The sequence below is a fragment of the Bradyrhizobium sp. USDA 4473 genome, from assembly GCF_054063335.1.
Genome location: NZ_JBSSGE010000001.1, coordinates 5,285,747 through 5,306,319, shown reverse-complemented (window position 1 = coordinate 5,306,319; position 20,573 = coordinate 5,285,747). Strand labels below are relative to the sequence as shown.

The window sequence follows — 20,573 nt, the reverse complement described above, 5'->3', positions numbered from 1 at the left end:
CGCTAGGCGGTCTTGAGCAGCGGCGGCTGCGCCGGCCGGATCAGCGCGAAGGCAACCTGGATGATGCCGCCGGCAAGACCAAGCGCGACGCCGATGCGCCAGGCCATGGTGTAGGAGCCGAGCGAGTCGTAGATCAGCCCACCTCCGTAAGCGCCGAGGAAGCTGCCGATCTGGTGGCTCATGAAGGCAAGGCCCTGGATCATCGCCTGCCAGCGCAAGCCGAACATTTCGGCCACCGCGCCCGCGACCAGCGGACCGACGCCCATCCAGAGGAACCCCATGATGGCGCCGAACAGCAAGGTCGAGCCCGGCGTTGCCGGCAGCATGAAATACCAGGCAAGCGCCAGCGAGCGCAGGATGTAAATCCCGCCGAGCAGCGCGAGCTTATTCCAGCGCTGGCCGGCCCAGCCGAAGAACAGCGAGCCCAGCACGTTGAAGCCGCCGATCATGCCGAGCGTCTGCGCACTCAGCATCGGATCGAGCCCGCAGATCGCCAGATACGACGGCAGATGCGTGGTCAGGAAGACGAGTTGCATGCCGCAGACCATGTAGGCGCAGGTCATCACCACGAAGGATGCATTGCTGAACGCGGTCTTGGCCGCGGTCGCCGCAGTGGCGTTGCCGATATCGTCACTCGCTGGCTTCGGCAGCGGAATCTTGTCGACGCGGCCGGCGAACAACGCCGCCGGAATCATGAAGACCGAGAGGATCACGAAGCCGGCGAGCCCGACGCGCCAGCCGAAACCTTCATTGAGCATCTGGCCGATCGGCGCCGACAGCAGCGCACCGAGCGAGCCTGCCGCGGAGACGATGCCGAGCACGGTCGAGCGCACCGTCTCCGGCACCGCGCGGGCAGCGACCGACATCGCGATCGCATTCGCGGTGCAGGCGAGCGAGATGCCGATCAGCACGCCGGCACCGATCATGATGCTGACGAGCCCATGCGCGGTCGTCATCAGCACGAGGCCGGCGATATAGGCCAGCGCGCCGACCACCATGATCGGGCGGAAGCCGTAGCGCACCGTCATCGCGCCTGCCAGCGGTTGCAGAAAGCCCCAGGCGAGGTTCTGCACTGCGAGTGCCAGCGTGAAATGGGACACCGAGATACCGATGTCGTGCGTCAGCGGCTGCATGAAGATGCCGAGGCTCTGCCGCAGCCCCATGCTCAGCGTGAGCATGATGGAGGCACCGATCAGAATGGGAAGCGTGGGACGCAAGACCTGCAGCAAGGGCATTGTTTTTGTTCTCCCATAACGGCGCGGCACGTGTGCCACGGCCTGCGATTCACGCATGTTTTAGTTACACAGACCTGTGTACTTAGGCTATACAGGGGGCGAACTGTCAAGCCAAGAGGATCACGGCCGACGCATGGCTTCCCCGCCTCCCAAACAGACCATGAAAGAGCGGATCCTCGAGACCGCCGACAAGCTGTTCTACCTGCAGGGCATTCGCGCCATCGGCGTCGACACCATCGCGGCCGAGATCGGCATCAGCAAGCGCACGCTCTACAATCATTTCCCGTCGAAAGACGCCCTGATCGAAGCCTATCTGCAACGCCGCTTCGTGCAGCCCCGCCCCTCCGACAAGCCGCCGGCCGAGCAGATCCTCGCGACTTTCGATTCGCTGGAGCGGCGCTTTGCGGCGAAGGATTTTCGCGGCTGCCCGTTCGTCAATGCGGTCGCCGAGCTCGGCCCTGACGACGAGGATCGCACCTTCCGAAATATCGCGGTCGCCTTCAAGGAAAGCCGCCGGGTCTGGTTTCGCGATCTGCTGCTGCAACTCGGCGTCGCCGACGCCGAGGGACTTGCGACCCAGCTCACGCTTTTGGTCGACGGCTCGATCGCGCAGGACCTGGTGCGCGACGACCCGGCGATGGCACGCGCAGCCAGGGAAGCCGCCCGCGTGCTGCTGGCGAATGCCGGCGTCAAGGTCGAAAACTCCGCGCCCACGGACAAGAAGCGCCCTGGATAAATCCCGGTTGCATACACAAGTCCGGTTTGGTTGTTAGCGTTGACGGCATGCGACGGCATCCCAATCGGAAATTCCGTCCGGCGAGATAGAGAGTGACCGCACGACAGCCGGCGGCACAACAGGGGAGCGACCATGGAAGATCTTGACGTGACGGCCACCGGCTACGATTTCGCGCCGGCGCGCGCCGCCATGCAGCGGTATATCGACAACGATCTCTTGTCCGGCATCTCCTGGACGGTTCTGGTCGGGCGCGACATCGCCGACACGGGCTGCGTCGGATGGGCGGACAAGGAAGCGCAAACGCCGCTGCGCACCGACCACATCTTCCGGGTGTTCTCCAACACCAAGCTGATCACCTCCTGCGCGGCGCTGCTGTTGTTCGAGGACGGCCGCTTCCGGCTCGACGATCCGATCGAGACCTACATCCCGCAACTCGGAAACCGCAAGGTGCTGCGCCCGGGCGCGACATCGATCGACGACACCGAGCCGGCACAGCGGTCGATCACGATCCGCCAATTGCTGAGCCACAGCGCCGGCTTGAGCTACGGCTTCTTCGATCCCGGCACCGTCATCTTCAAGGCGCTGAACGAGCGCGGCGTGCACAATCCCAATGCGACCCTGGCTCAGATGGTGGACGTGCTGGCCGATCTGCCGCTGATCTATCAGCCGGGCACATCATGGGAATATTCGCTCGCGATCGACGTGATCGCACGCCTGGTGGAAGTCGTCAGCGGCCAGCGCTTCGACCAGTTCATCAAGGAGCGCATCCTCGATCCGCTCGGCATGGTCGATACCGGATTCGTTGTTCCGGAACAGGATCACGGCCGGCTCGTTGCCTATTACGCCGGCGCGGATCTGATGGAGCCGATGAAGCCAGGCCTCACCCGCACCGACAATGCACCGTTCCCCGGCGCCTATCTGCGGCCGATCGCGAGGCTCAACGGCGGCGGTGGGCTGGTCTCGACACTGCCCGACATGGTCGCGCTGATCCGCAGCCTGCTGCCGGGCGGACCGACGCTGCTGAAGCCGGACACCATCACGGCGATGATGTCCAACCAGCTGCCCGCAGGACAGTGGATCCGCTTCGCGATGATGGGCGAGCAGCCCGGCAAGGCGCATGGCCTTGCCGGCGGCCTGATCCTCAACCCCTCCCCGATCGATCATCCCGATGCGGCCGGTGAATTCTACTGGGGCGGCGTCGCGGGCACGCAGTGGTGGATTTCGCCGAAGACGGGCATCGCCGGCGTCATGATGGCGCAGCGCCAGATGGCGTTCGTCCATCCGTTCTCGTTCGAGTTCAAGCGGATGGCTTATGACGCGGTGAAGCGCGGGCCGTAGGTTTATCTACCCTGTCGTCATCCGGAAAGCAGGGGAGGTGGATTCACACTCGAAGTGCAACACTTGAGAGAAGGCCTCGAGAGGGGTTTGGAAGTCAAGGCATTTGCGCGGGGTGTTGTTGTAGGCGTTGATCGACTGGCGGAGGCGGCGCGTCGGGAAGGTCGCGAGATCGGTTTTGCGTGGAATGAAGCGGCGCATCCGACCGATCGCATTCTCGATGCCGCCCTTCTGCCAGGGCGCGTGCGGATCGCAGAAGAAGGTCTCGATCGCGAGGCGGTGCAGCTCCAGGTGACAGGCGAACTCGGTCCCATTGTCGAAGGTAACGGTCTGGCACAGGCCTTCCGGCAAGGCAGCAAACAAGCGGACGAGATGACGGGCGATACCGCGCGCGAGCTTGCTGGCGATGCGGATGCCGAGCAGCAGGCGCGAGGTGCGCTCGTGCACGGTCAGGATCGCCTGACCGTATTTGGAGAACATCATCAGGTCGGCTTCCCAATGACCGGGGGCATTGCGATCGGCGGCCTCGATAGGCCGTTTGTTCAAGGAAACACGGCCTTCTATGAAGCTTGCGGGACTGCCGCCCTTCTTGCCGCGGTAGCCGCGTTTGCTCTTGCCGCGTGGCAGATAACGCCGCCAGCTGAAGTCCGAGGTGCGTCGGATCTGGGCGTATATGAAGCGGTAGATGGTCTCGTGGGAGATCACCTTGCGGCCGTGTTCGCGGGCCAGCCGGCCCGCGACCTGCTCGGGCGACCAGCCCTGACCAAGGCGCTCCAAGACCGCGCGGCGCAGGCCGGGCTCCCGTTCGAGGCGTACGCCCGTCCAGCGCCGCGCTCGCATCTGTTGCTGGGCATAGCTGGGTTTGTAGCCGACCTGGGCGCCAGAATTGCGGTTCAGCTCCCGAGAGATCGTTGATGGCGAGCGATCCAGAGCTGCCGCGATTTGCCGCACCGAGCTGCCATTGGCTGAAAGCCGGGCAATCTCGCATCGCTCGTCCAGGGATAGCTGCTCGTAACTCCGCCCCATCGCAACACCTCCTCAAGGAAGTGTTGCACTTCGTTTGTGAACTCAGGGTGCCCAGTATTCCAGAAGCAGTGGCGCTTGCAACGAGAGGCCGCCGCGTACTGTACCCCGCTTTCGCGGGGTATGACGATCGATAATGCGGAGAACGTGACGTGCGCTACGCCGCGGCTGACACCACGCGGTTGCGGCCGTCGTGCTTGGCGCGATAGAGCGCGGTGTCGGCGCGCTTGAGCACGTCGGTGACCTGCTCGCCCTTGCGCTCCAGCGTCGTCAGCCCGATCGAGATCGTGACCGTGATCCGCTTGCCGCCCTTGTCGACGGCAAACGGCTCGCCGGCGATCGAGCGGCGCAAGCGCTCGGCGACCATGCCGGCGACATGCAGATCGGTCTCGGGCATCACGATCACGAACTCCTCGCCGCCATAGCGGCAGGCGAGATCGATGCCCCGGATCGACTTGCGGATGCGAACCGCGAATTCGCGCAGCACGTCGTCGCCGGCATCGTGGCCATAGGTATCGTTGATCGCCTTGAAATAATCGATGTCGAGGATCATCAGCGCCAGCGGCTTGCCGCGGATCGAGGCCTGTTCCGCCAGCGTCGCGAGATGGCTCTCCATGTAGCGCCGGTTATGCAGCCCGGTCAGCGCGTCCGTGATCGCCATCTCGATCGAGTTCTGCACATTGTCGCGCAGATGATCGGTGTAGCGGCGGCGGCGGATCTGGGTGCGCGCCCGCGCCAGCAATTCGTTCTTGTCGACCGGGCGCAGCAGATAGTCGTTGACGCCGATCTCGAGCCCGCGCATCAGCCGCGTGTTGTTGTCGGCATCCGAGATCGCAAGGATCGGCACCTGCCGCGTCCGCTCCAGCGAGCGGGCCTGGCTGCACAGCCGCAGGCCGTCGAAATTGTCGAGGCTGAGCGACACGATCAGCAGATCGTAATTGCCCTCGGCAGCGTGGAACAGCGCTTCCGACGGATTGGTCTCGACGTCGACGGTGTGCTCGGCGGAAAGGATCGGCGCCAGCTTCTCGTAGGACGACGGGCGGTCGTCGACCAAGAGGATGCGGCCGCCGGTGCCCTTGTCGGCGATCGCGCTGCGCTCTGGCGCCTGCATGCCGATCTCGAGCGAGGTGATGGCGCGCATGCGCAGCTCGTCGGTCATCATCTTCAGCCGCGTCAGCGAGCGCACGCGTGCGATCAGCACCACGTCGGACACCGGCTTGGTCAGGAAATCATCGGCGCCGGACTCCAGCCCGCGCACGCGATCGGCCGGACTATCGAGCGCGGTGACGATCACCACCGGAATGAAATGCGTCGCCGGATTGGACTTCAGCCGGCGGCAAACCTCGAAGCCGTCCATGTCGGGCATCATGACATCGAGCAGGATGATGTCGCATTCGGCGCGCGCGCAGATTTCCAGCGCCTCGGTCCCGTTGGACGCGGTCAGCACATCGAAATATTCGGCCGACAGGCGGGCTTCCAACAGCTTGACGTTCGCCGGAACGTCATCGACGACGAGGATACGCGCGGACATTGCACCACAACTCCCCTATCCGATAAAGCGTCGGACAGTCTCAATAAATTTGCCGACCGAGATCGGCTTGGACAAATAGGCTTCGCAGCCGCCCTCGCGGATGCGTTCTTCGTCGCCCTTCATGGCGAAGGCGGTGACCGCGACCACCGGGATCGTGCGCAGGTCGGGATCGTCCTTGATCCAGCGCGTGACCTCGAGGCCGGAAACCTGGGGCAGCTGAATATCCATCAGGATGAGGTCGGGGCGCAGCTTGCGGACGAGATCGAGCGCTTCGAAACCATTGCTGGTGCCCGAAGTCTGATAGCCATGCGCTTCCAACAGATCGCGAAAGAGCTTCATATTGAGCTCATTGTCCTCCACGATCAGGACGGTTTTGGCCATCCCGTCCCTCCCAAACCCAGGAGACGGGCCCTGCTGCGGCACCTCACGCACCGCGCTCGGGACGCGTCGAAAATGTGAATTCAAACTAGCGCCAGAATCGCTCTAACCCGTTAACCCGACATCCAACTTCCGCAGCGTGGTTTCCGTTGCTTGAACACCCGCGGAAGACTCGGGCATGATGGGCCACTCAATAGAGACCATAAGTTAACGGAAAGGCAAACCGACGCGTTGAAAAAGCCTGTTCACAACCCGCGGGAAGTCGCTGAAATCGTTGCGATTCAGGCGCTCGGCTTCGTTGCCGGCGATCCCGAGCGGCTGGGCCTGTTCCTGGCCGAAACCGGAATCGGTCCGGAGACCTTGCGGAACGCGGCATCCAATCCTCAATTTCTTGCGAGCGTGCTCGATTTCGTGATGCGTGACGATGCCACCGTGAAGGCATTCGCCGCCGCCTCCGAATTGCACCCGACCAATATCGCGGCCGCCCATCAGGCGCTTAGTGACCCGAGATGGGAGCGCGACGTGCCGTGACGACGGCAGCGACAGCGCCCAACGGCCCCCTCAGTTTCTGCCGAGACTGCCTCGGCGATCTCGACATCAAGGTGAAGCGATGCAGCCATTGCGGCTCGCCGCGGCTGGTGCGTCACCGCACCCTGCCCGCGCTGGCGCTGGCGCATATCGACTGCGACGCGTTCTATGCGACCGTCGAGAAGCGCGACAATCCCGAGATCGCCGACCGCCCCGTCATCATCGGCGGCGGCAAGCGCGGCGTGGTATCGGCGGCCTGCTATATCGCGCGCACCTATGGCGTCCGCTCGGCGATGCCGATGTTCAAGGCGCTGGAACTCTGCCCTGACGCGACCGTGATCCCGCCCGACATGGCGAAATATGTCCGGGTCGGGCGCGAGGTGCGCCAGGCGATGCAGGCGCTGACGCCGCTGGTCGAGCCGCTGTCGATCGACGAGGCGTTCCTCGATCTCTCCGGCACGCAGCGGGTCCACGGCATGATCCCGGCCAAGGTGCTCGCCAAATTCGCCCGCGAGGTCGAGCGCGACATCGGCATCACGGTGTCGGTCGGGCTGTCCTGCAACAAGTTCCTCGCCAAGATCGCCTCCGACCTCGACAAGCCCAGGGGCTTTGCGGCGCTCGACCAGGAGGAGGCGCGCGAGATGCTGGCAGCCAAGCCGGTCGGCTTCATCTACGGAGTCGGCCCCGCGACGCAGGAAAAGCTGGTACAGCGCGGCTTCCGCATCATCGCCGATTTGCAGCGCGCCGACGAGAACGAGCTGATGAAGCAATTCGCCGGCGAAGGCCGCCGGCTGTGGCGGCTGGCGCGCGGCATCGACGACCGCAGCGTGGTGCCCGACCGCGGCGCCAAGACGATCTCGAGCGAGACCACCTTCGAGACCGACATCCGCGACTTCGCGACGCTGGAAAAACTGCTCTGGAAGCTGTCGGAGAAAACCTCGGCGCGGCTGAAGAGCAGCGACCTCTCAGGATGCACCATCACGCTGAAGCTGAAGACCGCGGATTTCCGCCAGCGCACCCGCTCGCAATCGATCCAGACCCCGACCCAATTGGCCGCAAAGATCTTTGCGGTGACGCGCGAGATGCTGGCCAAGGAGATCGACGGCACCGCGTTCCGCCTGATGGGCGCCGGTGTCAGCGCACTACGCCCGGGCGCGCAGGCCAACGATTCCGACATGCTCGACCGCCGCTCGGCGCACGCCGAACGCGCGATGGACAATCTGCGCAAGAAATTCGGCAATGCCGCCGTGATCCGCGGCATTGCCTATGAGGGGCCGACGAAAAGCGCGGAAGATTAACTCTCACCGGACGTCATCCTGAGGTGCGAGCGGAGCGAGCCTCGAAGGATGCGCGGAAAGATTGGGGCCGTCGCCCTTCGAGACGTGCGCAAGTGCGCGCTCCTCAGGGGTGACGGTCCTTCTTCACGACAGCGCTCAATCCGCGACCGCCACCGCCTCGATCTCGATCAGCCATTCCGGCGCCGCGAGCGCGGTGACGCCAACCAGCGTCGAGGCCGGCGGCTCCATGCCCTCGAAGAACGCCGAGCGTGCCTTGCCGATGATTGCACGCAGCTCCGGCTTGTAGCCGACGACGAAGGTCGTGATCTTGACGATGTTGGAATAGTTCGCGCCGGCAGCCTTCAGCGCCAGGCCGAGGTTCTGCATCACCTGCGTCGTCTGCGCGGCGAGATCGCCGGCGCCGACCACCCGGCCCTCCTCGTCGGTGGACACCTGCCCCGAAATGTAGATCGTGCGCGCGCCCGACGCGACCACGACGTGCGAGTAAGCCGGATTGTGATGCAGGCCGCTGGGACGAAGATGATCTGATTTGCTCATGATGTGCCTCCCTGACACCTGTGTTTCGGGAAGCGTACTCGTCGCGGGTGGTTCAGGCCAGAGGCGGTTTCACAAGCTGCGCAGGCTTGCTCCGCTGTCGTCCCTGCGAAAGCAGGGACCCATAACCACCGAAGGTGATCATTGCGCGACACTGGGGCCACAGCCCCTTCAACAACTCGGCCCTGTGGTTATGGGTCCCGGGTCGCGCGGAGCCTGTCATCGGGCGGCGCTGCGCGCCGACCCGTTGGCTTGCACGGGACGACGGCTGTGTATGTCGAGAAGATCAGCCCTCACTTGCAGGGCTTGGAATCCCTGACGTCGAACTTGTCGAGCGCGCCCGAGATCACGAAATCGTTGTAGTCCAGCACCAGCGCGCGGGACACGCCGTTTTCGTAGAGCTCGAACGACATCGCGTAGACCGGCGTCTGCTCGCCGTCCTTGGCGCGCGCGTCGCTGTCGTAATAGCTCACCGTCACCGGCCAGCGCGTCATGGTCTTCATCGCATCGTTCGCCGTCGACGGATCGGGCGACGACGGCGCGCGGTCGCCTGCGATCGGACGGCCGATCACGGTCAGCGTGTTGTAGACCTTCTCGCCATTGTCGGAGCCGTCATAGACGGTCTGCTCGAGCACCGATTTGCCGTCGCGGGCGGCGGCGATGATGTGCTGGATCTGCTCGGTCGGGAACACGATCTTGCCGTCGATGTTGAAGGTCTTCTTCACCGGCTGGGTCAGCTTCACCGTGATATGATCGCCGACCCGCTCGGCGATGCCGTCGACCGGCGTCGAGTCACCGTCGTTCATCCGCGTGTCGATCTTGAAGCGGTAGCTCTTGCCAGACGCGTCCTCCCACGACGAGGAACGCAGATCCGACAGCGTCACCTTGCCCTCGCCGCTGTCGAGCTCGGAGACCTGGCGGAATTCGGAGGTGTAGCCTTCGCAGGAGTTGCCGGAGAAATTGTACAGGATGCGCCCGCGCGCATCGCTGACCGAATTGGAGCCGCGCGATTTCACCAGGCTCAGATCGTACAGCGCCTGATGCGCGAGAAACGGCCCGCTTGCCGCAACCGCGGCAGACCCTTGAACCAGACCGGATCCTGCGGCAACGGCGATCGTGAGCACCAGGGCACGCAACGGAGTCCGAAACGGCAGGGTCATGGTCTTTCCTCGGGGAGGCAGGGATTCGCCACAATAGTGACGGTGGTATTGCGCCGCAACTGGGGCAAGTTTGACAAAAAATTCATCTCGGCGCCGAAAGTGCCGTCAATTTCAGCAACTTTCCCTGCGATTCCGCACGCCATGGCCGCACGGACTTCACTTTCCCGTCGCTTGCAACCGGCGGCACGATGCGCGAAACAATCGAAACAAACCCGGCCCTGACCGCGTTTCAGGCTTCGTGCAATTCAATTGGGGGACAAAAAATGGCGGGTACCGTCGAACAAAAACTGGCGTCACAGGGCATCACACTTCCCGAGCCGACCTCCCCGGTCGCCAATTATGTGCCCTTCGTCCGCAGCGGAAACCTGCTGTTCGTCTCGGGCCAGGTCTGCTTCAACGCCGACGGCAAGCTGATCGCCAAGGGCAAGCTGGGCGCCGGCGTCACGCTCGAGCAAGGCGTCGCTGCCGCGCAGGGCTGCGCGATCAATTTGCTGGCGCAGATCAAGGCCGCGCTCGGCGACCTCGACAAGGTCGTGCGCGTGGTGCGGCTCGGCGGCTTCATCAACTCGGCGCCGGATTTCTTCGACGGACCGAAGGTCCTGAACGGCGCGTCCGACCTGATGGTTGCGGCATTCGGCGACAAGGGGCGTCACGCTCGCACCACCGTCGGCGTCGCCTCGCTGCCGGCGGATGCCGCGGTCGAGGTCGAAGGCGTGTTCGAAGTCGCCTGATCGATGCGCGCGCCGGATTGGCTGACCAAGCGGCCGGTCGCCCATCGCGGCCTGCATGATGCCGCACGCGGCATCATCGAGAACATGCCGGCCGCGGCCAACGCCGCGGTATCAGGCAATTTCGCCATCGAATGCGACATCCAGCTCAGTGCCGACGGCGAGGCGATGGTGCATCACGACGATGCTCTTGGCCGCCTCACCGAGGGTTCGGGTCTGCTGGCGTCCAAGACCGCGGCCGAGCTGAAGGCGGTCAAATTCAAGGACACTGCCGAGCAGATGATGACGCTCGGCGATCTCTGCACGCTGGTCGCCGGCCGCGTGCCGCTGGTGGTCGAGGTGAAGAGCCATTTCGACGGCGACCGCAAGCTGGTCACCCGGATGGCCGAGGTGCTGGCGTCCTATTCCGGTCCTGTCGTCGGCATGTCCTTTGATCCCGACCAGGTGGTGGCGCTGCGCGAGATCATGCCGGACCTGCCGCGCGGCATCACCGCCCAGCGCAGCTATGACGACGGTTACTGGGACAAGCTGACGCCGGCGCAGCGCGACGGCATGCTGTATCTGCGCCACGGCTTCAGGACCGAGCCGCATTTCGTCGCCTTCTGGGTCAACCAGCTCCCGGCGCCCGCGCCCTGGATCGCCCGCAATGTGTTCGGCTGCCCGCTGCTGGCCTGGACCGTGCGCACGGCGGAACAGCGCGAGCGCGCGGCCCGTTACGCCGACCAGATGATTTTCGAAGGGTTTGTGCCGGGAACCTGACATGTCCCAGGCTGGCCCTTTGCAGTCTTGAACTCGTCGCTGCAACGCACGATGTTGGCAGTGGTTGGTCGTCATCGGCGATGGCGGAATGCGGAGCATGATCCGGAAGTGGAGCCAGCTGTTCCGGAAAGATCATGCTCAAACGAGGCACCGGTCTTCATTCTCGATGGCGTCGTCTGAAATCACCCTGGAGGCTGTAGCTGACATCGGCGCCATTCCGGCCGCCGAATGGGATGCCTGCGCCAATCCGAAGGTGGACGCGGACGGTATCCACACTCTCGACACGCTGGCCTCGCCCGGTTCCGCAAGCGATTGCCAGACCACCGCAGGTTCAAGCTATAACCCATTTGTTTCCCATGCCTTTTTCGCCGCCGCCGAGGCCTCCAATTCGGCTTGCCCGCGGACTGGCTGGGGACCGCGGCACCTGATCGCAAAGCTCGATGGCCGGATCGTCGGCATCGTGCCCTGCTACCTGAAATCGCACTCGCAGGGCGAATACGTGTTCGACCGCGGCTGGGCCGAGGCTTATCACCGTGCCGGCGGCAGCTACTATCCGAAGCTCCAGGTCTCGGTTCCCTTCACGCCGGCGACCGGGCCGCGGCTCCTGATCCGCGACGGCGTCGACCGCGAGGTGATCGGCTCGGCGCTGGCGCGCGGCTTAAGGGCGCTCTGCAGCGCCACCGAGGCCTCCTCCGTGCACGTTACCTTTGCCCGCGAGGATGAGGCCAGGTTCCTTGGTGCGCATGGCTTCCTGCAGCGGACCGACCAGCAGTTCCACTGGCATAATCGAGGCTACAAGACGTTCGACGACTTTCTCGGCTCGCTGAACTCACGCCACCGCAAGGGCATCAAGCGCGAGCGCCGCGAGGCGCTTGCCGCAGGGATCACGATCCACTGGCTGACCGGCTCTGATATCACCGAGGACGCCTGGGACGCGTTCTTCGAGTTCTACATGGAGACCGGCTCGCGCAAATGGGGCCGGCCGTATTTGACCCGGCAGTTCTTCTCGCTGATCGGCGAGAGCATGGCGCGTGACGTGCTGCTGGTGATGGCCAAGCGCAACGGCCGCTGGATCGCAGGCGCGATCAATTTCATCGGCTCCGACACGCTGTTCGGCCGCAACTGGGGCGCGATCGAGCACCACCCGTTCCTGCATTTCGAGGTCTGCTACTATCAGGCGATCGATTTCGCGGTTCAGCGCGGGCTCAAGGTGGTCGAGGCCGGCGCCCAGGGCGAGCACAAGCTGGCGCGCGGCTACCTGCCACAAACGACCTACTCGGCGCATTTCATCGCCGACCCCGGGCTGCGCCGCGCGATTGCCGACTACCTCAAGCGCGAGCGCGATTATGTCGCCGAGGTCGGCCGCGAGCTCACCGAGGCCGGTCCGTTCCGGAAGACCATTGACGACGACGCTTGACGTTTCCGTCGTGACCGGGACATCTGTTTGAGCATGATCTCCGCGCAAACGCCTTTGGCGTTTGTCGCGAGGGAAAACCGGTTTCCACTTTTCCGGATCATGCTCTAGCCTTCTAAAAAATTGAGGAGCCGCCATGCCCGCCGCCTATGACAACAACAACCCCTTCGCGAAGATCCTGCGCGGCGAGTTTCCCTGCTACAAGGTCTACGAGAACGAGCACGTGCTCGCCTTCCTGGACATCATGCCGCGCTCGCCCGGACACACGCTTGTCATCCCGAAGGCGCCTGCCCGCAACATCCTCGACGTCACGCCCGACGACTACGCGCACGTCGCGCGCGCCGCGCACAAGATCGCCGCGGCCAGCATGAAGGCGTTCGAGGCCGACGGCATTACCGTGCAGCAGTTCAACGAGGCCGCCGGCGGCCAGGTCGTGTTCCACCTGCACATGCATGTGATGCCGCGCAAGGACGGCATAGCCCTGCTGCCGCCCGCGAGCGTCAGGGAGGACGGCAAGGTGCTGGAGGCGAATGCCGCGAAGCTGATTGCAGCGTTGAAATAGGTAGCCTCTCACCTCGTCATTCCGGGGCGCGCCTCTTGGCGCGAGCCCGGAATCCATTTCACCATGAAACGCGCGGCCTGATGGATTCCGGGTTCGATGCTTCGCATCGCCCCGGAATGACGAGGGAGAGATCCTACTCCGTCTCGAAATCGCCCGGCTGCGGTGGCGCCAGCGGGGTGAACTCGCAGCGGTCGGGCTTGACGTCGATCAGCGGCGTCTCGTCGAGGCAGTCGAGGCCACGCACCAGGATGACATTGCCCTCGACGCCGACCAGCTTGACGATCGAGGTCCCGATCGGGTTCGGCCGCACCGGCGAGCGCAGCGAGAAGGTGCCGCGGGTGTTGCCGTTGTTCTTCGGGCTTTGCAGCACGATGTCGCGGCGCGACTGGTGCAGCCAGTACAGCACTTCGAGGTTCGAGTAGAAATCGACGCCCTTGATTGCGGCGACCCAGGGCTCGAAGATCTCGAGCCGGCACACCGGGCCGTCATGCCGCCCCTGCCGCGGCGTCGCCAGCCGCGAGGTCCACGGCGTGCGGATGCGGCCGACGAAGACGAGCCCGGCGTCGCGCGCCGCCGGCATGTCGACGGCGACCTCGCCCTGGCGCAATTCCATTTCACGTACCATGTGTCAGTCCAACGATATGTTCAGCGCCTTGACCACATCGGCCCACCGCGCGCGATCGGCGTTCACGAATTTGTCGATCTCGGCCTGGCTCTTCGCGCGCAGCGGGGGAAAGCCGATCTTGACCAGCGAAGCGCGAAACGCCTCGTCGTTCAAGGCCCGGTCGAGGCTCGCCTTGATCTTGCCGGCGATCTCGTCAGGCACCTTCGACGGCGCAGCGATACCATACCAGACGCTGACCGCATAATCCGGATAGCCGCTCTCGGCGATGGTCGGCAGATCGGGCAGGTCCGGAATGCGCTCGGTCGAGCTTACACCGAGCGCGCGCAGCATGCCGGACTTGACCGGCGGCAGCGCGGTGCCGAGCGTGTCGAACATCAGCTGGATGTTGCCCGATAGCAAATCCTGCAGCGCGGGCCCGGCGCCCTTGTAGGGCACATGGGTCATCTCGACGCCGGCCATCTGCTTGAACATCTCCCCGGCGAGATGAACCGTGCCGCCGGTACCGGCCGATCCGAAATTGAGTTTGCCGGGATTCTTCTTCCCGTAGGCGACGAACTCCGCGATCGTCTTCGCGGGCACCGACGGATTCACCTCCATGATCATCGGCGCGTCGGTGATGACGGACAGCAGACGAAAATCCCTTACCGGATCGTAGGGCAGCTTCTTGTACAGCAGCGGATTGAGCACGAAGATCGAGGCCGCGGTCACGAACAGCGTGTAGCCGTCGGGACCGGAGCGCGCCACCGCCTCGGCGCCGATCGCTCCTTGCGCTCCGGCCTTGTTCTCGACCACGACCACCTGCTTGAGATCGCGCCCGAGATATTCGCCGACGATGCGGCCGAGCACGTCGGTCGGTCCGCCCGCGGCATAGGGCACCACGAGCTTGATCGGACGCGTCGGGTAATCGGCGGCACGCGCGGGTAGCGCCGTCGCCAGCAACGCCGTCAGAGCAACCATGAATAGCGATGATGCGCGCCGCTGCATGCCGTTTCCCCCCGTTGTTATCTTGTTGGAGACGAGAGTAACGGATATTGCGGTCGCCGCAATCAGCCGAGCCAGTATTTGCCTGACAGCATCACGATTTCGCCCGCGATCACGCCGGCGAAGATCGACTTCCGTGCCAGCATGAACACGATGAAGCCCGCCGCGACGGCACCGTAGCGCAGCCAGTCCGGCACACTGGCGAGCGCACCCGGCGGCTGCACCACGATCTGCGCGATGATGCCGGCGAGGATCGCGGTGGCGACCGCCCTCACCCAGACCAAGAGCTCGGAATTCTCATCGATGCCGCCGCCGAACCACAGGCCGAGCATGCGCCAGATCTGGTTGGGAATGACGCCTGCCACGAACAGGATCGCGAGCGCGTGCCAATCGCCGATGAAGGTGCTCATGCGCGCGCCCTCACGATGCCCGCCCGCGCACGGTGCACGGCATAGGCAATGGTTCCCGCGACCACACCGCTGACCAGGATGTCGGCGCCGCTGTTGAGCCGTGCGGCCAACGGAAACAGCAACAACCCGAGCACCAGCGCGATGACGTCGGCAAGCTCGCGGCAGTTGCGCGCGGTGGAGAACAGGAAGGCGAGCGGCGTCAGCATCAGCATGCCGGCGGCGAGCAGCGGCGTTAGATTGGCTGCAAGCATGTAGCCGATCGTGTTGGCGATCAGGCAGACCGAAACCAGCCCGAGTCCAAGCCCGTGGATGAAGGCGATCCGCCGGTTGCGCGGCACCTGCGGCAGGAAGCGGTAGCATTCGACCCACAATGTCACGGCCGTCAGATGCGCCACGAGGATGAGATGCCGCCGCTTGGTCTGTTCGGTGCGCATCAACGGCAGCACCGTGACCACCATCGGAAACAGCCTGATCGCGCTGACGGTGACCGCAACAGCCGATTGCAGCACGGTGGCGCCGGAGCCGAGCGTCGTGATCACGATGATCTGCGCAGGCCCCGCCCAGACAAACGCGGTGCTCGCCAGGGTCCAGCCCAGCGAGAAGCCGGAATCATGCGCCAGCGCGCCGATGCCGAGATAGGTCGCAAACAGCACCAGCGTGAGCACCGTCGCGCCGACCGACCGCGCGCCCCACAGGAAGGCGCGGAACGAGGTCTGCCATTGCGGAGAATCGAGCGGAGGAAGCGCCACGGGGAACCGGATGGTTTTGCAATCGCGGCGGCTTAGGGCGCGGTGGGCACAGGGTCAAGCAAGTGAGGACACAGGTCCGGTATGCGACGGTGGCAGCCCCAACCGTCATTGCGAGGAGCGTAGCGACGAAGCAATCCATCTATCTATTCCGCGGAGGCATGGATTGCTTCGCTTCGCTCGCAATGACGCGGAGAGATCACGCCCGGTTCTTCAGCACGAAGCATGCGCCGCCCGCCTTGCGGATGCGGTTGCACAGGCCGTCGGCCTCGGGGCGCGTGTCGGCGCCGATGCGCACCTGATAGAACGTCGCGCTGCCGCGGGTGCGCAGCCGCGAACCGAGCAGGCTCGGGTCCTGGTCGCCGATCACGCTCGACAGCCGCTTCATGGCGCGGGCATACATCGCGAGCGCCTTGTCGCGGCTGAAGCCGGCAGCGAGCTGCACGCCCCACACCTTGGCCGCCGACAGCGTGATGTGCTGTTCGAGACCCGCCACGAACGGGTTGGGCGCGCGCTTCAAGAGCGCCATCAGCTCGCGGCAGCTTTTGGCCGGCGGACGCTCCGGCATCTTGCCGTTGTTGCGGGCGGCAGCGGCCCAGTCGTCGACGCTCGAGCCGGTGATCGCGGAGACGTAGTTGCGCGTCTCCTGCGGCATGTATCCGGTGCCGGCAAGCCAGTCCTGAATCCGGCGCGGGCCGGCGTTGTAGGCCGCCGCCGCGAGGCCGAGATTGCCGAACTGGTTGCGCAGCTCGCTCAGGAATTCGGCCGACTTCGGCAACGCCTGAACGGGATTGAAGGGATCAAGAAGCCCGCGCTCGTTCGCCGTTCCCGGCATGAACTGCGCGATGCCCTGCGCGCGCTGGCCGCTCCGGGTCATCGGACCGACCGCGTCCGCCTGGAAGCGGCTCTCCTGCCAGATCACGCGCGCGAAGAATTCGAGCGGCAGATCGTTGGCCCGCGCCGCCGATTCGATCATCAGGCACATCGCCTCGCGGGTATCACTCTCGCGCGCGTCGTCCGCGGGCTTGTCGGTTGCCGCCGCAGGCTTCTCGGCGGGCGCCGCAGGCGCGTCTGCCGGAGGTGCCGCAGGCTTCTCGGCCGAGGGTGCGGCCTGCTCGCCCGGCGGTGGCGCAGGCTGCTCAGGCGCCGCCACGGGCTTCTCGGCAGGCTTGTCCGCAGGGGGCGCCGCCGGCTGCTCGGCGCCGGGCGGCGTTGCCGGGGCTGCGGCAGGCGCGTCGTCTGCGCCGGCGCCGGCCGGCGACACCAGCAACAGAAGCATGACCCATGCGGCGCAAAGACCTGTTCGCATCGCAAATCTGTTCCCGCGCAGCGCGGCTTGACACCCGAAGCTCGTGGTCTAGCTATGGACCGAAATGATGGCGCGCAAAAGGGAGCGCAAAATGGCCGCAGCCTCGGACGATCAGACCGGCTTTGCCCCCGATGACGACGCCCCGATCGGCTACATGAAGCGGACCCGCGACTATTACGCGGCGATCGGCTACACCACCCCCTACCGCTGGGCCCATTACACCTCCGCCCCGTTCCAGCCGCTGAAGAAGCCGCTGAAACAAGCCCGCGTCGCCCTCATCACGACGGCGGCCCCGTTCGATCCGGCCAAGGGCGACCAGGGTCCCGGCGCCAAATACAATGGCGGGGCCAAGTTCTATTCGGTCTATGACGGCGACACGTCAAAACAGCACGACTTGAGGATTTCGCATATCGCCTATGACCGCGCCCACACCACGGCGACCGATAGCGGCACCTGGTTCCCGCTGGCGCAACTCAAGCGCCTCGCCGCGGCCGGCATGATCGGCGATGTCGCGCCGCGCTTCTTCGGCGCCCCGACCAACCGCAGCCATCGCGTCACGATCGAGACCGACGCGCCCGAAATCCTCAGGCGCTGCCGTGACGACAAGGTCGACGCCGCGGTGCTGGTGCCGAACTGCCCGGTCTGCCACCAGACCGTCAGCCTGGTGGCGCGCCATCTCGAGGCCAACGGCATCCCGACCGTCGTGATGGGCTGTGCCAAGGATATCGTCGAGCACGCCGCGGTGCCGCGTTTCCTGTTCTCCGACTTCCCGCTCGGCAATTCCGCCGGCAAGCCGCATGACGAGGCCTCGCAGGCCCTCACGCTGGAGCTGGCCCTGCGCGTGCTGGATTTGGCGCCCGGTCCGCAGACCACGGTGCAGTCGCCGCTGCGCTGGAGCGAGGATGCCTCCTGGAAGCGCGACTACAGCAACGCCGATGCGCTCAGCGCCGACGAGCTCGCGCGCCTGCGCCGCGAGTTCGACGCGCAGAAGGAAATCGCCAAGGGCCTCCGCGTCGCGTAACGCGTGAGGCTCGGCGTTAAGCACAAGCGCTTACCCAACTCACGGTGTCATCGCCCGGCCTCGACCGGGCGATCCAGTATTCCAGAGACAGCCGCTTTCGATCGAGACGCCGCAGCGTACCGGGTCCCCCGGTCGAGCCGGGGGACGACAGCGGATGCAAAATGCTTATGCTCACTGCACGGCGCCCAGCATCCCCGTCCGGTCGTGGCAGCCGAGATATTCGAAGAACTGCTCGTCGGCGGCAGCGACCGTGACCTCGTGATACAATCTGAGCTTTGCACTCGGTCCCAAGGTCGACAGATACTTCATCGCCGCGCCGAATATCCTGACATGGGTCGGGTGTGATTCCGCCCAGCGCTCCAGTGCCGCGAGGCTCTTCCACCAGCTCTGACCGTAGGATTTTTCCGTCAGTCGTCCCTCTGCATCGACGACGCGCATATAGCGGTTGGCGTAGCAGCCGATCGGCACGCCCTCGTCGCGCAGGAAATCCATGCCCTCGCGCAACACCGGCTCGACATCGTCGAGATACATCTTGCGTTCGGATGCTTCGGTGTCGCTCCAGTCCTGGCCGGAGCGGATCAGGCACAGATTGTCATGCGCCACGACGCGGATCCGCGCGCCGTCGCGGATCAGGCGCGGCTCGCCGCCGGGCGTCATCGCGTCGGTCTGCGACAACGGGATGCGGTCGCGCATGCCGCCCCAATAGGCGTGCTCCTGCACCTCGCCGCTCATGGCGTCGGCAAGAACGGCGACGCCCTCCGGGCGGCCGAGCGACGAGAACAGCGTCTCGTAGCGCGCAACATGCGGCCGCAGCACCTCGACGAAACGGCCGACGCCATCGCGGGCGCTGCCGCCGGTCCAGGCCTTGCGCGCGTCCTCGAACCAGGCGTCGAAGCGTCCGGCATCGTCCCAATAGGCAACCGAGACGATGTTGGTGAAGCCGGCCTGGTCGACGTAGTGCGCGCGGTCCCAATGCGTCGGGCCGTTGTCGCCGGCAAAGCGTTGTGCGATCTGCGCCAGCGCCTCGGCCGCCGCGGCGGTCGGCTCACCGCGAAACTGCACGCCGAAATAGGTCATGATGACGCCTGCGACCGCGGGCTTGTGGCGCGCGACGAAGGACGGATATGGCGGCGCGTAGTCGTCGGGCACGCGACGATGACGGGAGCGCGCCGTTTGCAGATGGGATGGAATTGCAGATTCCATGGCAGTCGCCTCCGGTTGGATGTCGGTCAGTTCGCGGCCGCGTCGATCTCCTCAAGACTGTCGAGCGGCAGCGCGAAATGCTCGACGCGCTTGGAGGGCTTCTTGTTTAGGAGCAGCCGCGTGACGTCCGGCCGCGAATAATGCCCGGCCGGATCGGCGGCGTTTTTCGCGATCCCGATTGCGCCGAGGTCGATATCGGCGAGCAGCAGGCCTTCCTGATCGGGCAGCAGCTTCTCGGCGATCGAGCTGCCGTCCGGCCCGTAGATCGCGGCGTGGCCGCCGCCGACATGCAGCAGCGCATGCTTGTCGTCGCGGTCGCACATCTCGTCGACCATCGCCTGCGAGACCGTGGCGCATGGCGCCAGCACGAAGCACGAGCCTTCGACCGCATAGACCCGCGAGGCCGCGTTGTTGACCTCCCAGCCGAGCGCCGGCGCGAACGGATCGTACAGCGAGAAGCTCGGCCAGGCCGCGACATGGACCTGCTCGTTCTGGGCATACATGGCGTATTTCGACAACGGCTGTAGATGCTCCCAGCAGCACAGCGCGCCGAGCCGGCCGATGCCGGGGCGGTCATGCACCGCAAGGTCGCTGCCGTCGCCCTCGCCATAGACGGTGCGCTCGGCGTGGGTCGGCCGCAGCTTGCGCCGTTTTGCAATCGTCTCGCCGTCGGGTCCGATCAGCCATTGCGCGAGGTAGAGGCTGCCGCCGTCGCGCTCGGACAGGCCGAGCACCGCGGTCATGCCGGCCTTCTTCACTGCGAGCCGCAGCTTCTCGGCCTGCGGACTGTCATAGCTCAGCGAATTATCGAAATAGCGCTGCACGAAGCCGCGCCCGATCGCCCAGGCTGGCGAATCCAGCCAGATGTACCAGGGATAGCCGGGGATGAAGGCTTCGGGGAACGCGATCAGTTTCGCCCCCCTGGCGGCCGCCTCCTCGATCAACGCAATGCTCTTGGCGATGGAGGCGTCGAGATCGAGCCAGGCAGGTGCCGCCTGCACCACCGCAACGCGATATTTCGGATGTTCGATGCCCATGATGTCCTCCTCATGACCGG

At 65.1% G+C, this 20,573-nt stretch carries 22 protein-coding genes; 9 read left to right on the top strand and 13 right to left on the bottom strand.

Going from position 1 to position 20,573, the window contains the following annotated elements:
* Nucleotides 1-2 precede the first annotated feature (2 nt).
* Nucleotides 3-1,235, bottom strand: coding sequence for an MFS transporter (locus ACVW17_RS24975; RefSeq protein ID WP_456754356.1), 1,233 nt, complete (start codon nucleotides 1,233-1,235; stop codon nucleotides 3-5).
* A gap of 133 nt (nucleotides 1,236-1,368) precedes the next feature.
* Between ACVW17_RS24975 and ACVW17_RS24970 the strand changes: the two genes are divergently transcribed.
* Nucleotides 1,369-1,971 carry a TetR/AcrR family transcriptional regulator gene (locus ACVW17_RS24970; protein WP_456754355.1) on the top strand — a complete coding sequence of 201 codons (603 nt, stop codon included), beginning with the start codon at nucleotides 1,369-1,371 and terminating at the stop codon, nucleotides 1,969-1,971.
* Between the two features lie 132 nt (nucleotides 1,972-2,103).
* Entirely contained in the window at nucleotides 2,104-3,309 is a 1,206-nt protein-coding gene (locus ACVW17_RS24965) for a serine hydrolase domain-containing protein (RefSeq protein ID WP_456754354.1), read from the top strand.
* Between the two features lie 6 nt (nucleotides 3,310-3,315).
* Here ACVW17_RS24965 and ACVW17_RS24960 read toward each other — a convergent pair whose 3' ends face one another.
* From ACVW17_RS24960 to ACVW17_RS24950, 3 genes are all read right to left on the bottom strand, one after another.
* Entirely contained in the window at nucleotides 3,316-4,332 is a 1,017-nt protein-coding gene (locus ACVW17_RS24960; protein WP_456797961.1) for an IS30 family transposase, read from the bottom strand.
* 154 nt (nucleotides 4,333-4,486) lie between these two features.
* Entirely contained in the window at nucleotides 4,487-5,860 is a 1,374-nt protein-coding gene (locus ACVW17_RS24955) for a PleD family two-component system response regulator (RefSeq protein ID WP_456754352.1), read from the bottom strand.
* A 15-nt stretch (nucleotides 5,861-5,875) separates the two neighbouring features.
* On the bottom strand, nucleotides 5,876-6,241 hold the full coding sequence (locus ACVW17_RS24950) for a response regulator (RefSeq protein ID WP_016845968.1): 366 nt from the start codon (nucleotides 6,239-6,241) through the stop codon (nucleotides 5,876-5,878).
* Nucleotides 6,242-6,469: 228 nt separating this feature from the next.
* Here ACVW17_RS24950 and ACVW17_RS24945 point away from each other — a divergent pair, with 228 nt between their 5' ends.
* Entirely contained in the window at nucleotides 6,470-6,769 is a 300-nt protein-coding gene (locus ACVW17_RS24945) for a DUF3572 domain-containing protein (RefSeq protein ID WP_456756522.1), read from the top strand.
* On the top strand, nucleotides 6,748-8,064 hold the full coding sequence (locus ACVW17_RS24940; protein ID WP_456754351.1) for a DNA polymerase IV: 1,317 nt from the start codon (nucleotides 6,748-6,750) through the stop codon (nucleotides 8,062-8,064). The genes ACVW17_RS24945 and ACVW17_RS24940 overlap by 22 nt, the downstream gene beginning before the upstream one ends.
* 135 nt (nucleotides 8,065-8,199) lie before the next feature.
* On the opposite strand, the gene ACVW17_RS24935 is transcribed toward ACVW17_RS24940, so the two are convergent.
* Nucleotides 8,200-8,601 carry a RidA family protein gene (locus tag ACVW17_RS24935; protein ID WP_456754350.1) on the bottom strand — a complete coding sequence of 134 codons (402 nt, stop codon included), beginning with the start codon at nucleotides 8,599-8,601 and terminating at the stop codon, nucleotides 8,200-8,202.
* 290 nt (nucleotides 8,602-8,891) lie between these two features.
* Nucleotides 8,892-9,758 (bottom strand): cell envelope integrity EipB family protein, encoded by an 867-nt coding sequence (locus ACVW17_RS24930; RefSeq protein ID WP_456797960.1) that lies wholly within the window; start codon nucleotides 9,756-9,758, stop codon nucleotides 8,892-8,894.
* Between the two features lie 263 nt (nucleotides 9,759-10,021).
* Here ACVW17_RS24930 and ACVW17_RS24925 point away from each other — a divergent pair, with 263 nt between their 5' ends.
* The 4 genes from ACVW17_RS24925 (at nucleotide 10,022) to ACVW17_RS24910 (ending at nucleotide 13,221) form a co-directional block, all read left to right on the top strand.
* Nucleotides 10,022-10,489, top strand: coding sequence for a RidA family protein (locus tag ACVW17_RS24925; RefSeq protein ID WP_456754348.1), 468 nt, complete (start codon nucleotides 10,022-10,024; stop codon nucleotides 10,487-10,489).
* 3 nt (nucleotides 10,490-10,492) lie between these two features.
* Nucleotides 10,493-11,245, top strand: a complete 753-nt coding sequence (locus ACVW17_RS24920; protein ID WP_456797959.1) for a glycerophosphodiester phosphodiesterase — start codon at nucleotides 10,493-10,495, stop codon at nucleotides 11,243-11,245.
* Nucleotides 11,246-11,411: 166 nt separating this feature from the next.
* A complete protein-coding gene (locus ACVW17_RS24915) occupies nucleotides 11,412-12,662 on the top strand; it encodes a GNAT family N-acetyltransferase (RefSeq protein ID WP_456797958.1) in 1,251 nt (416 codons plus the stop codon).
* A 133-nt stretch (nucleotides 12,663-12,795) separates the two neighbouring features.
* Nucleotides 12,796-13,221: an HIT family protein gene (locus tag ACVW17_RS24910; protein WP_456754345.1), complete on the top strand. Its 426-nt coding sequence runs from the start codon at nucleotides 12,796-12,798 to the stop codon at nucleotides 13,219-13,221.
* Between the two features lie 133 nt (nucleotides 13,222-13,354).
* Here the strand turns inward: ACVW17_RS24910 and tsaA are convergent, their stop codons facing one another.
* The 5 genes from tsaA to ACVW17_RS24885 form a co-directional block, all read right to left on the bottom strand.
* On the bottom strand, nucleotides 13,355-13,846 hold the full coding sequence (gene tsaA, locus ACVW17_RS24905; protein WP_456797957.1) for a tRNA (N6-threonylcarbamoyladenosine(37)-N6)-methyltransferase TrmO: 492 nt from the start codon (nucleotides 13,844-13,846) through the stop codon (nucleotides 13,355-13,357).
* A 3-nt stretch (nucleotides 13,847-13,849) separates the two neighbouring features.
* Nucleotides 13,850-14,803, bottom strand: a complete 954-nt coding sequence (locus ACVW17_RS24900; protein ID WP_456797956.1) for a Bug family tripartite tricarboxylate transporter substrate binding protein — start codon at nucleotides 14,801-14,803, stop codon at nucleotides 13,850-13,852.
* An 89-nt stretch (nucleotides 14,804-14,892) separates the two neighbouring features.
* Nucleotides 14,893-15,237, bottom strand: a complete 345-nt coding sequence (locus ACVW17_RS24895) for an AzlD domain-containing protein (protein WP_456754342.1) — start codon at nucleotides 15,235-15,237, stop codon at nucleotides 14,893-14,895.
* Complete coding sequence (locus tag ACVW17_RS24890) at nucleotides 15,234-15,986, bottom strand: AzlC family ABC transporter permease (RefSeq protein ID WP_456797955.1); 753 nt, start codon at nucleotides 15,984-15,986, stop codon at nucleotides 15,234-15,236. Before ACVW17_RS24890 ends, ACVW17_RS24895 begins: the two co-directional genes overlap by 4 nt.
* 196 nt (nucleotides 15,987-16,182) lie before the next feature.
* The gene (locus ACVW17_RS24885) at nucleotides 16,183-17,262 is read right to left on the bottom strand and encodes a transglycosylase SLT domain-containing protein (protein ID WP_456797954.1); all 1,080 of its coding nucleotides are present in this window, start codon (nucleotides 17,260-17,262) and stop codon (nucleotides 16,183-16,185) included.
* Nucleotides 17,263-17,383: 121 nt separating this feature from the next.
* Here ACVW17_RS24885 and ACVW17_RS24880 point away from each other — a divergent pair, with 121 nt between their 5' ends.
* On the top strand, nucleotides 17,384-18,313 hold the full coding sequence (locus ACVW17_RS24880; protein WP_456797953.1) for a glycine/sarcosine/betaine reductase selenoprotein B family protein: 930 nt from the start codon (nucleotides 17,384-17,386) through the stop codon (nucleotides 18,311-18,313).
* A gap of 171 nt (nucleotides 18,314-18,484) precedes the next feature.
* Here the strand turns inward: ACVW17_RS24880 and ACVW17_RS24875 are convergent, their stop codons facing one another.
* The gene (locus tag ACVW17_RS24875; RefSeq protein WP_456797952.1) at nucleotides 18,485-19,516 is read right to left on the bottom strand and encodes a phenylacetaldoxime dehydratase family protein; all 1,032 of its coding nucleotides are present in this window, start codon (nucleotides 19,514-19,516) and stop codon (nucleotides 18,485-18,487) included.
* A 26-nt stretch (nucleotides 19,517-19,542) separates the two neighbouring features.
* A complete protein-coding gene (locus ACVW17_RS24870) occupies nucleotides 19,543-20,553 on the bottom strand; it encodes a carbon-nitrogen hydrolase family protein (protein ID WP_456797951.1) in 1,011 nt (336 codons plus the stop codon).
* Nucleotides 20,554-20,573 lie beyond the last annotated feature (20 nt).